Raw genomic sequence first — 10,283 nt, forward strand, 5'->3', positions numbered from 1 at the left:
GACGTCACCGACGGTGCGGACGCCGATGCGGTGCAGCGCCTCGCCGGTGCGCTCGCCGACGCCCCACAGCGCGGTGGCGGGCAGCGGGTGCAGGAAGCGCAGTGTCGCCCCGGCCGGCACGACCAGCAGCCCGTCGGGCTTGCAGCGTGCCGACGCGAGCTTGGCGACGAACTTCGTGGACGCGACGCCGACCGAGCAGGTCAGCTGCAGCTCGCGGGCGACGCGGGCACGGATCTGCTGGGCGATGAGGCCGGGCCGCCCGAGCCGCCGCACCGCCCCGGCCACGTCGAGGAACGCCTCGTCGAACGACAACGGCTCGACCAACGGGGTCACGTCACGCAGGATCGCCATGACGTCGGCCGAGGCCTGCGCGTAGGCCGCGCGATCGGGCGGCAGCACGATGGCCTGCGGGCACCGGCGCAGGGCCTGGCTCATCGGCATCGCGCTGCGGATGCCGTAGCGCCGGGCCTCATAGGACGCCGCGGCGACCACCCCGCGGCGGCTGCCCCCGACGACGACCGGCCGCCCGCGCAGCTCGGGCCGGCGGCGGATCTCGACGCTGGCGAAGAAGGCGTCCATGTCGACGTGCAGCACGGTGCACCCCGTGTCGTCGCCGTCGAACTGCCCGGCCGAGCGGGGCAGGTCCGCGCTGCGCCCCATCCTGCGTCGCCCCCGTGCGGCCGCTCAGGCCGGCCGTCGGGCCAGCACGTGGATGCGCGCGGCGATGTCGACGAACGGCGGGCGGTCGGCCGCCTCGGCCTCGAGCTCGGCGAGGGTCTCGCGCGCGCCGGGGGCGTCGAGCGCGGCGCCCGGCACCCACTCGGTGAACACGCCGACCCCGTGCCGTGACTCGACGGTCAGGCCGGCCTCGCGGCAGAGCACGCGCACGGCGTCACCGCCCGGATGGCCGAGGTCGGTGGTGAGGCCGCGCAGTTCGGCCAGGGCCGCCGCCGGCTCACCCGCCAGCGCGCGCCCGAGCACCGCCGCCACCGGGTTGTCGACGACCACGCTCAGCAGGCCGCCGGCCCGCACGAGCCCTGCCATCGCGGCGAAGGCGCCGGCGACGTCGTCGACCGCCTCGAGGATGCCGTGGGCCAGCACGAGGTCGTACCGGTCGCCGGCGACGGCGTCAGGCAGCGCCTCGACGTCGCCCTGCACCGGATGCACCGAGGCGGCCACGCCGGCCTCGTCGGCCCGGCGCTGCAACGTTGCGAGGGCGTCGACGCTGGTGTCGACGACGGTGACGTCGGCACCGTCGGTGGCGAGCGGCACGGCGTAGGTGCCGCTGCCGCCACCACAGTCGAGCACGCGCACGGCACGGGACGGGTCGGTGATCGACGGGAGCGCCCTGGCTAGGGTCTGCCAGATCACGCCCTGGCGCCCCGCCCGCCGCTCGACCGCCTCGACTCGCACGCCGTCAATCTATGCCCCGGCACCGACAACGTCGGGGCGGCGCGGCCGCCCGCTCATGCGGCGAGCAGCCCCATCGACGACTCGACGAGGGCGAGGAAGTCCTCGGCCGCGCGCAGCTGGTCGTCGGCCAGCCGCTGGCTGACGCCGGAGGTCGCCCCGGCCTCGACCGCCGAGCGCAGTGCGGCACCGGCGGCGAAGTAGGTGGCCCAGGTGGCGTACTCGGGCGCCATCGACTCGAGCAGCACCCAGGCACTGACCAGACGCTTGCGGCCGGCGCTCGGGCGGCCGCGGTCGGCCAGCACGATGGCGGCCGTGCGCAGCGCCGCGAGGTGGGCCGTACGGAACCGCTCGGCCGCCGTGTCGGCCCGGCGGGCCTCGTCCAGCACCGCCCGTGCGCGGGTGAACAGCACCGGCAGGGCACTGATGGTCGTCGGAGCACTCATCGAACTCCCCCTTCTCGAACGTCCGTTCGAACATAGCGCGTCGTGAGCGTCGCTCGCCACCTGATATTCCGAACACGCGGTCGACGCCATTGCTTCCTGCCCGGCATCATGGCGAAGGGCTACGACAATTTCCGTCGGCCGTGCCCGCGGCCCGGTGCTCTGGAGCGGTGATGGCACGTCGTGCGCGCTACGGGATCGACGGGTTCCCCTCCCTGCTCGGCTTCGCCGGGCTGAGCACCGCGCTCGGCGCGGCAGCGGCGACCGTGCTGCGCCATCACCGCGTCACCCGCGCCGCCGCGCTCACGGCGGCCGGCGCGGCCGCCGTCCCGGCCGTACGCGGATCGCACTACGTCGTGCACGGCAAGCGGGCGCTGCGTGACCGCCTGCTCGACGCGGTGACCTGGCACGGCGACGAGGACGTCGCCGACCTCGGCGCGGGCGCGGGCCTGCTCGGCATCGGGGCCGCCCGGCGCACCACCGGCACGGTGCACTGCGTCGACCTGTTCGTCGCGAAGGACCTCTCCGGCAATCGTCCGGAACGGCTGCTCACGAACGCCCAACTCGAGGGCGTGCGCGACCGTGTCGTCGTGCACCGGGAGGACGTCCGTCGGACGACGCTCGCCGACCACAGCGTCGACGTCGTGCTCTCGGTGCTCTGCCTGCACAACCTCGGCGAGCCCGGGGCACGCGCGCAGGCGCTCACCGAGATCGCGCGCATCCTGCGGCCCGGTGGCACGGTGGTGATCAGCGACCTCGCGCACGTCGAGGCCGAGTACGCGCCGGCGCTGCGCCGCCTCGGCCTCGAGGTCGAGTTGCGTGGCGGGGCACGCGGCACCTTCCCGCCGCAGCGCTGGCTCGTCGCGCGCAGCCCGGCGCCGCAGCCGGTCTAGGCAGGCGCCGTGCCACCGTCGCCGAGCGCGGCCGCGCCGAGCACGTCGACCACCTCGCCGATCACGACGACCGCCGGGGCGGCGATACCCGCATCGCGCGCCACGTCGGCGATGCGGTCGAGCGGTGCGCGCACGACCCGTTGCTGCGGCAGCGTCGCGCGGTGCACGACCGCGGCCGGCGTCGAGGCGGCCCGGCCGTGGGCGATGAGCTCGGCGGCGATCCGGTCGAGCCGGTCCATCGCCATGAGCAGGACGAGGGTGCCGGCGTGCGCTGCGAGGCCGGGCCAGTCGACGCCCTCGGCCGACGGACGCCCAGGATCGAGGTGGCCGGACACCACGGTGAAGTCGGCGGCCAGCCCCCGGTGCGTGAGCGGGATGCCGACCGCGGCGGGTCCGGCGAGCGCCGACGACAGCCCCGGCACCACGGTGACCGGCACGCCGGCCTCGACGCAGGCGAGCAGCTCCTCGCCGCCGCGGCCGAAGACGAACGGGTCGCCGCCCTTGAGCCGCACGACGCGCTTGCCGGCGAGCGCGCGGTCGACGAGCACCGCGTTGATCTCGTCCTGGGTCAGGTTGTGCCGGTGTGCGCTCTTGCCGCAGTCGATCACCTCGACCGAGGCGGGCAGGTCGTCGAGCAGCGCCCGCGGCGCGAGTCGGTCGACCACGAGCACGTCGGCGGACGCGACCAGCCGCCGCCCGCGCACGGTGATCAGCTCGGGGTCGCCGGGCCCCCCGCCGACGATCGCGACCGAGCCGCCCCGCGCAGCCGGGCGCACTGGACGCGACGGCAGGTCGCCGACGTCGAGCGCCACCGAGATCGCGTCCCGCAGCACCGTCGCGCGACGTGGGTCGTCGCCCCCGCTCACCGCGATCGTGAGACCGTCGCGCCGGGCGACCGCCGGGGTGCGCGCGGAGCCGCCCTGCGCGAGGTCGGCCCGCACGCAGAAGATCCGTCGTGCCTCGCACTCCGCTGCGACCGCGGCATTGACCGCCGGGTCGTCGGTGCAGGCGAACACCAGCCAGGCGCCCTCGACGTCGCCGGCACCGAACCGGCGCCGCTCGACGCGCACGCCGTCGACCGGCAGCGCGTCCGCGACCTCCGGCGCGACGACGAGCACGTCGGCACCCGCCTCGACGAGCGCGCGGGCCCGGCGCGCGCCCACCGCGCCGGCGCCCACCACGAGCACCCGGCGTCCGGTGACGTCGAGCAGCAACGGGAAGCCGGGCACACGTCCATTCTCCCGCCCACCGGGCGAGGGATGTCTCACGGCTGGTACGAGCGATGCCGCCCCGTGTGGGACCATCGACCCGTGCGGCCCGTGTCCCCCCTGTTCACGTCGCGCCGCCACATCGACCTGGTTCGGGTGGCGGGCGCCGGCTGTTGAGCCGCGCCGCCACCAGCTTCCAGCAGTAGCCGGTCAGCAGCCGATCGTCCCGACGCCGATTCGATCGACCGCGACCGCCATCCGACGAAGGGACGCGCATGCCGGCGCGGAAGGGGCAGGGCCAGTGGGCCCTCGGGTATCGCGAGCCGCTGAACCCGAACGAGCGCAGCAAGAAGGACGACGATCCGCTCAACGTCCGCAAGCGCATCATCGACCGCTACCAGTACACCGGGTTCGACGACATCGACCCGGCCGACCTGCGCGGCCGGTTCCGGTGGATGGGGCTGTACACGCAGCGGCGCCAAGGCATCCCGGGCGGCCAGACCGCCACGCTCGAGCCCGAGGAGCTCGAGGACTCGTACTTCATGCTCCGCATCCGCGTCGACGGCGGCGCGCTCACCAGCGAGCAGCTGCGGGTCATCGCCGACATCTCGATCACCTACGGCCGCGACGTCGCCGACATCAGCGACCGGCAGAACATCCAGCTGCACTGGGTGCGCATCGAGGACGTCCCGACCATCTGGGAGCAGCTCGAGGCCGTCGGCCTGAGCACGACCGAGGCGTGCGGCGACTGCCCCCGCGTCATGCTCGGCTGCCCGCTCGAGGGGGTCGCGACCGACTCGGTGCTCGACGCCAGCGAGATCCTCAAGGGCGTCGTCGACAAGTACCTCGGCGACCCCGAGTTCTCGAACCTGCCGCGCAAGTACAAGACGTCCATCTCGGGCTGCTCGCGACACTGCGTCAACCACGAGATCAACGACTGCGCCTTCGTCGGCGTCATCGGCGCCGACGGCACGCCCGGCTTCGACCTCTGGGTCGGCGGCGGGCTGTCGACCAACCCACACTTCGCGCAGCGGCTCGGCGTGTTCGTCCGACCCGAACAGGTGTCGGACGTGTGGGCCGGCGTCACGCGCGTCTTCCGCGACTACGGCTACCGCCGCCAGCGCAACCATGCGCGCCTGAAGTTCCTCATCGCCGACTGGGGACCCGAGAAGTTCCGCGAGGTGCTCGATACCGAGTACCTCGGCTTCGCCCTCGCCGACGGCGAGCCGCCGGCCTCCTCCCCGTCGCACCGTGATCACATCGGTGTCGAGAAGCAGACCGACGGCCGGCTCGCGATCGGTGCCACGGCGCAGGCCGGGCGCACCTCGGGCACCGCACTGCGCCAGGTCGCCGACCTCGCCGACCAGCACGCCGACGGCCGCATCCGGCTCACCGCGCAGCAGGGCCTGGTGGTCCTCGACGTCGCCGAGGACCAGGAGGCCGCCGTCGTGCGCGGGCTCGACGAGCTCGGCCTCACCGTGCACCCCGACGCGTTCCACCGCGGCGTCATCGCCTGCACCGGCATCGAGTTCTGCAAGCTGGCGCTGGTCGAGACCAAGCAGCGGGCGATGACCATCCGCAAGGAGCTCGCGGCGCGGATGCCCGACTTCGACACCCCGATCACCATCAACGTCAACGGCTGCCCGAACTCGTGCGCCCGCTTCCAGGTCGCCGACATCGGCTTCAAGGGCATGGTCACGAAGACCTCGCAGGGCGACGTCGAGAGCTTCCAGGTGCATCTTGGCGGCCAGATGGGCGACGAGGCGGAATTCGGCAGGAAGTTCCGCGGTTTGAAGGTCACGGCAGAGGAAGCCCCGGACTACATCGAACGGGTGCTGACGGGCTACCTCGAGCGTCGCGGAGAAGGTGAGCCGTTCGCGACGTACGTGTCGCGAGCGGAGGAAGCAAAGTTGCTATGAGCACCCGCGAGGAACTGCGGTCGCTCGCCGAGAAGGCCGGGCGCGAGCTCGAGGGCGCCCCCGCCCTCGAGATCCTCGGCTGGGCCGACGAGCAGTTCGGGTCGGCCTGGGCGGTCGCGTCCTCGATGGCCGACGCGGTGGTGCCGCACCTCGCGGCGCAGGTGCGCCCGGGCGTCGACATCGTCTTCCTCGACACGGGCTACCACTTCGCCGAGACGATCGGCATGCGTGACGCCGTCCAGACCGTCCTGCCGGTCACCGTCCGCTCGATCACGCCCGAGCAGACCGTCGCCGAGCAGGACGCCGCCTTCGGCCCGCGCCTGTACGAGCGCAACCCCGACCAGTGCTGCGCACTGCGCAAGGTGGCCCCGCTCCGCAAGGCCCTCTCCGAGTACACCGCCTGGACGTCAGGGCTGCGACGCGACGAGTCCGAGACTCGCACCGACGTCCGCGTCGTCGAGTGGGACGACCGGCGCGGCATGGTGAAGCTGAACCCGATCGCGGCCTGGACCGAGGACGACGTCCAGCGCTACATCGCCGACAACAACATCCTGGTCAATCCGCTGCTGTTCGACGGCTACGGCTCGATCGGCTGCGCCCCCTGCACGCGGCGCATCCAGCCCGGCGAGCACGCCCGCGCCGGCCGCTGGGCGGGCACGAACAAGACCGAGTGCGGCCTGCACTGACCCGCTCCCCCGCCGAGTGACGACCCGTCGCGTCGAGTGACGACCCGACACGCGACGCGGCGGGGCCCATTCCCGTCACTCGGCGCTGTCTAGGGTCGGACGCGTGCACCCCAACTGCGAGGCCGTGGACGCAGCGCTCGAGGCCGCCGGAGCAGCGGGCCGCGTCCGCATCCTCGACGAAGCGGCGCCGACCGCCGCCGACGCCGCGCGCATCCTCGGCGTCGAGGTCGGCGCCATCGCCAACTCGCTGATCTTCGCGACCGCCGAGGACACCCCGCTGCTCGTCCTCACCAGCGGCGCGCACCGGATCGACACCCAGGCCGTCGCAAGGCTCGTCGGCACGGCCAGGCTGCGGCGGGCCACGCCCGAGTTCGTGCTCGCCGCTGCGGGACAGCCGATCGGCGGCGTCGCCCCGGTCGGGCACCCCGCGCCCCTGCCGACCCTGGTGGACGTCGCGCTCGAGGCCTTCCCCGAGGTGTGGGCGGCCGGCGGCATCCCGCACGCGGTCTTCCCGACGACGTTCGCCGAACTGGTGCGGATCACCGGTGGCCGTCCGGCCGAGGTCGCCTGAGCCTGTGCTCATACCGGACGCACGTCGCATCGCCCGTCGAATTGGGGAAGGATCGGACGTGTGCGGGCCAGCGAACGACCTCCGGTGACCGCCACGCGGATCGAGGCGTGGACCGGTCAGCAGTTCGCCGTCCGCGTGCAGGAGTGCATGCACATCTACGTGCGCGCCATGCACTACCCCGAGTCGGCCGGGGTGCATCGTGCGGTCAGCGCCCGCAAGCACACCGACCACGAGGGCTTCGCCTGCCGCGCCGCCATCGCCGACGACGGCACGCTGGTCGGCTTCGGCTACGGCTACACGACGCGTCCCGGGCAGTGGTGGCACGACCTCGTGCGCCGCGCGCTCGACCGCGACACCGCCCGCGACTGGCTGCACGACGCCTTCGAGCTCAGCGAGCTGCACGTGCTGCCCTCGCGCCAGCGGCAGGGCATCGGGCAGCGGCTGCTGACCTCGCTGGCCGACGGCATCCCGCACGCCAACATGCTGCTGTCGACCCCTGACGCCGACACCCGTGCGTTCCGCATGTACCGCCGGCAGGGCTTCGTCGACCTCACCCGCAACTACCTCTTCCCGGGCGACAGCCGTCCGTTCGCCGTCCTCGGCGCGCGGTTGCCGCTCGCCGACGGCGACTGACATGGCCGCCGACCTGCTCGCCCCCGCCCGCCGCGCCCCGGCCGGCGACAGCCTCGGCGTGCCGGCCGCGCTCGCAGCAGCCGCGGTCGCGCTGCAGATCGTCTACCCGCTCGTGCACGGCACGGTGCGCAACGCACTCACGGTCGCCGTCGTCGTCCTCTTCGCGGCGTCCTCGGCCGTGCACGCCGTCGGCACCCGCGGACGCCGCGGCGCGGTCGTGGTCGCCACCACGACCGTGACGGGGTTCGCGGTCGAGCTGCTCGGCGTGCACACCGGGTTCCCGTTCGGCGACTACCACTACACCGACGCCCTCGGGCTGCGGCTCGGCGGCGTCCCGCTCGTGGTCGCCGCGGCCTGGACGATGCTGGCCTGGCCGGCGGCGCTGGTCGCGCGGCACCTCGTGCACGGCCGGGCGGCCCGCGTGCTCGTCGGCGCGTGGGCGCTGGCGTCGTGGGACCTCTTCCTCGATCCGCAGATGGTGGTCGACGGACGCTGGCGGTGGTCGTCGGTCGGGGCACACCTGCCCGGCATCCCCGACGTGCCGCTCAGCAACTTCGTCGGGTGGCTCGGTGTGAGCTTGGTGCTGTCGGCGATCGTCCAGGCGCTGCTCGGTGACGACCGGCGCGACGCCGACGACCGCGTGCCGTTCGCGCTCTACCTCTGGACCTGGCTCGGCTCGACCGTCGCCTTCGTGTTCTTCCTCGACCTGCGCCAGGCCGTGGTGTGGGGTGCGGTCGGGATGGGCCTGGTGGGTGTGCCGCTGGTGCTGCGCCTGCGGCGATGAGGCTCACCGCCCTCGGCGCGGCGCTCGCCGTGGCCGGCGCCGTGCACGCGGCCGTGAATCAACGAGCGTTGAGACGCGCGCGGCCGGTCGCCGACCTGCCGCCGGTCTCGGTGCTGGTGCCCGCACGGGACGAGACGGCGACCATCGACGCCTGCCTCACGGCACTCGGCGCGCAGGACGTCGCCGCCGAGCTCGTCGTCGTCGACGACCTGTCGTCGGACGACACCGCGGCACGCGCCCGCGGTCACGGGGCGCGGGTCGTCGACGGCGTCGCGCCGCCGGCCGGCTGGCTGGGCAAGCCCTGGGCCCTGCAGCAGGCGGCGGCCGTCGCGACGGGCGAGGTGTTCGTGCTCGTCGACGCCGACGTCCGGGTGCTGCCGGGTGCGCTGCGGGCGGCCGTCGGCGAACTCGTGGCCGGCGGGTACGACGTCGTCACCGGCCACCCGCGCCAGCTCACCGGCACCGTCGCCGAGCGGCTGGTGCAGCCGCTGCTGCTCTGGTCGGTGCTGGTGACGCTGCCGCTGCACGCCGCCGAGCGCTCGCCGCGCCCGTCGCTGGCGGCGGCGAACGGGCAGTTCCTGGTCATCCGCGCACAGATGCTCGCCCGCGTGGGCGGCTTCGTGCCGGACGCCGTGCTCGACGACCTCGCCCTCGTGCGCGCGGTGAAGCGCGCCGGCGGCCGCGTCGCGTTCGTCGACGCCGCCGAACTCGCCGAGTGCCGCATGTACACCTCGTGGCTGCAGGTGCGCGACGGCTACGGCAAATCGCTCTGGGCCGCGTTCGGCTCGCCTGCCGGCGCCGTGCCGGTCGTTGGCCTGCTCGTGCTGACGTACGTGGTGCCGCCGCTGGCGATGCTGCGCGGGTCACGGCTCGGCGCCGTCGGGTACGCGGCCGGTGTCGCGTCGCGGGTGATCAGCGCCCGCCGAGCGCGCAGCCGCGTCTGGCCGGACTCGCTCGCCCACCCCGCGTCCATCGGGCTGTTCGCGTGGCTGACCGCGCGATCCGTGCGCGAGCACCGGCGGGGCACGACGAGCTGGAAGGGCCGCGCGGTCTGAGGCGCGACCCGGCTGCAGGACGGCGTCAGTGCAGCATCGAGTTGCCGATGAAGGTCATGCCGGCCGCGCTCACGCCGCCCGCACCTCCGTCGCCGTCGACGATGTTCCGCTTCGTGCGGTGCAGCGCGCGCACGTCGCGCACCGTCGCGATGATCGACCAGGCGGCCACGAACACCATGACGAACAGGAACAGCGCGACGAGCAGCAGCATGGCGACCTCCCGGATCTCCTGTCAGCATGCCCCTGGCCGACCGGCCCCGCACCCTCGCCGCGCGAACCCTGTGCACCCCGCGCCCGAGCCGCCTTGCCCCGCAGCGCCGGAAGCCCGACGCGCCTTGCCCCGCAACGCCGGGACACAGGTGCAGGAAAACCCGGCGCAGCGGGACAACGCCCCGCCCGACGCGCGGCGGCGGCCGAACTTGTGCACGACGCGCGCACGACCACGCGCGTCCTGCACAAGATCCGTCGACGAGCAGCACCCGACGACGCGCCTTGCCCCGCAGCACCAGGACATCTGCACGCCTTGTCCCGCAGCGCCAGGAGATCGGTGCCGAAAACCTGGTGCAGCGGGACAAACGCCCCGCCCGACGCGCGGCGGCGGCCGAACTTGTGCACGACGCGCGCACGACCACGCGCGTCCTGCACAAGATCCGTCGACGAGCAGCACCCGACGACGCGCCT

General features: G+C 74.0%; 14 protein-coding genes. 9 read left to right on the forward strand and 5 right to left on the reverse strand.

Translation table 11 applies throughout. From position 1 onward, the window contains the following. The 3 genes from dinB to ACTHMS_RS13590 form a co-directional block, all read right to left on the reverse strand. Positions 1-660: DNA polymerase IV (gene dinB, locus ACTHMS_RS13580; protein ID WP_440307205.1), on the reverse strand; the 660-nt coding region annotated here is incomplete at its 3' end. 24 nt (positions 661-684) lie between these two features. Continuing rightward, positions 685-1,413 carry a methyltransferase domain-containing protein gene (locus tag ACTHMS_RS13585; protein WP_440307206.1) on the reverse strand — a complete coding sequence of 243 codons (729 nt, stop codon included), beginning with the start codon at positions 1,411-1,413 and terminating at the stop codon, positions 685-687. Between the two features lie 53 nt (positions 1,414-1,466). Beyond that, positions 1,467-1,856 carry an SAV_6107 family HEPN domain-containing protein gene (locus ACTHMS_RS13590; protein ID WP_440307207.1) on the reverse strand — a complete coding sequence of 130 codons (390 nt, stop codon included), beginning with the start codon at positions 1,854-1,856 and terminating at the stop codon, positions 1,467-1,469. Positions 1,857-2,026: 170 nt separating this feature from the next. Here ACTHMS_RS13590 and ACTHMS_RS13595 point away from each other — a divergent pair, with 170 nt between their 5' ends. Further along, positions 2,027-2,746 (forward strand): methyltransferase domain-containing protein, encoded by a 720-nt coding sequence (locus tag ACTHMS_RS13595; protein ID WP_440307208.1) that lies wholly within the window; start codon positions 2,027-2,029, stop codon positions 2,744-2,746. Here the strand turns inward: ACTHMS_RS13595 and cobA are convergent. Continuing rightward, positions 2,743-3,975 (reverse strand): uroporphyrinogen-III C-methyltransferase, encoded by a 1,233-nt coding sequence (gene cobA, locus ACTHMS_RS13600; protein ID WP_440307209.1) that lies wholly within the window; start codon positions 3,973-3,975, stop codon positions 2,743-2,745. The two genes, ACTHMS_RS13595 and cobA, sit on opposite strands and share 4 nt — an antisense overlap. 30 nt (positions 3,976-4,005) lie before the next feature. Between cobA and ACTHMS_RS13605 the strand changes: the two genes are divergently transcribed. The 7 genes from ACTHMS_RS13605 to ACTHMS_RS13635 all read left to right on the forward strand — a co-directional run bounded on the left by ACTHMS_RS13605 (position 4,006) and on the right by ACTHMS_RS13635 (position 9,602). Then, the gene (locus ACTHMS_RS13605) at positions 4,006-4,131 is read left to right on the forward strand and encodes a putative leader peptide (RefSeq protein ID WP_440307210.1); all 126 of its coding nucleotides are present in this window, start codon (positions 4,006-4,008) and stop codon (positions 4,129-4,131) included. A gap of 98 nt (positions 4,132-4,229) precedes the next feature. Next, positions 4,230-5,873, forward strand: coding sequence for a nitrite/sulfite reductase (locus tag ACTHMS_RS13610; RefSeq protein WP_440307211.1), 1,644 nt, complete (start codon positions 4,230-4,232; stop codon positions 5,871-5,873). Beyond that, positions 5,870-6,559, forward strand: a complete 690-nt coding sequence (locus tag ACTHMS_RS13615; RefSeq protein WP_440307212.1) for a phosphoadenylyl-sulfate reductase — start codon at positions 5,870-5,872, stop codon at positions 6,557-6,559. The genes ACTHMS_RS13610 and ACTHMS_RS13615 overlap by 4 nt, the downstream gene beginning before the upstream one ends. A gap of 103 nt (positions 6,560-6,662) precedes the next feature. Continuing rightward, positions 6,663-7,130 (forward strand): YbaK/EbsC family protein, encoded by a 468-nt coding sequence (locus ACTHMS_RS13620; RefSeq protein ID WP_440307213.1) that lies wholly within the window; start codon positions 6,663-6,665, stop codon positions 7,128-7,130. An 84-nt stretch (positions 7,131-7,214) separates the two neighbouring features. Then, on the forward strand, positions 7,215-7,763 hold the full coding sequence (locus ACTHMS_RS13625) for a GNAT family N-acetyltransferase (protein ID WP_440307214.1): 549 nt from the start codon (positions 7,215-7,217) through the stop codon (positions 7,761-7,763). Position 7,764: 1 nt separating this feature from the next. Then, positions 7,765-8,547: a carotenoid biosynthesis protein gene (locus ACTHMS_RS13630; protein ID WP_440307215.1), complete on the forward strand. Its 783-nt coding sequence runs from the start codon at positions 7,765-7,767 to the stop codon at positions 8,545-8,547. After that, entirely contained in the window at positions 8,544-9,602 is a 1,059-nt protein-coding gene (locus tag ACTHMS_RS13635) for a glycosyltransferase (protein ID WP_440307216.1), read from the forward strand. The genes ACTHMS_RS13630 and ACTHMS_RS13635 overlap by 4 nt, the downstream gene beginning before the upstream one ends. Positions 9,603-9,627: 25 nt before the next feature. Here the strand turns inward: ACTHMS_RS13635 and ACTHMS_RS13640 are convergent, their stop codons facing one another. Beyond that, complete coding sequence (locus tag ACTHMS_RS13640; RefSeq protein WP_440307217.1) at positions 9,628-9,813, reverse strand: hypothetical protein; 186 nt, start codon at positions 9,811-9,813, stop codon at positions 9,628-9,630. A gap of 281 nt (positions 9,814-10,094) precedes the next feature. Here ACTHMS_RS13640 and ACTHMS_RS13645 point away from each other — a divergent pair. After that, positions 10,095-10,283: hypothetical protein (locus ACTHMS_RS13645; RefSeq protein ID WP_440307218.1), on the forward strand; the 189-nt coding region annotated here is incomplete at its 3' end.

The organism is Jatrophihabitans sp. (assembly GCF_051960575.1).
Taxonomy (GTDB): Bacteria; Actinomycetota; Actinomycetes; order Mycobacteriales; family Jatrophihabitantaceae; genus JBQCEE01.

Coding starts and splice junctions, on each gene's coding strand:
- ACTHMS_RS13590 (WP_440307207.1), bottom strand. CDS start 1,856: ATGAGTGCTCCGACGACCATCAGTGCCCTGCCGGTGCTGTTCACCCGC.
- ACTHMS_RS13595 (WP_440307208.1), top strand. CDS start 2,027: ATGGCACGTCGTGCGCGCTACGGGATCGACGGGTTCCCCTCCCTGCTC.
- ACTHMS_RS13605 (WP_440307210.1), top strand. CDS start 4,006: ATGTCTCACGGCTGGTACGAGCGATGCCGCCCCGTGTGGGACCATCGA.
- ACTHMS_RS13610 (WP_440307211.1), top strand. CDS start 4,230: ATGCCGGCGCGGAAGGGGCAGGGCCAGTGGGCCCTCGGGTATCGCGAG.
- ACTHMS_RS13615 (WP_440307212.1), top strand. CDS start 5,870: ATGAGCACCCGCGAGGAACTGCGGTCGCTCGCCGAGAAGGCCGGGCGC.
- ACTHMS_RS13630 (WP_440307215.1), top strand. CDS start 7,765: ATGGCCGCCGACCTGCTCGCCCCCGCCCGCCGCGCCCCGGCCGGCGAC.
- ACTHMS_RS13635 (WP_440307216.1), top strand. CDS start 8,544: ATGAGGCTCACCGCCCTCGGCGCGGCGCTCGCCGTGGCCGGCGCCGTG.
- ACTHMS_RS13640 (WP_440307217.1), bottom strand. CDS start 9,813: ATGCTGCTGCTCGTCGCGCTGTTCCTGTTCGTCATGGTGTTCGTGGCC.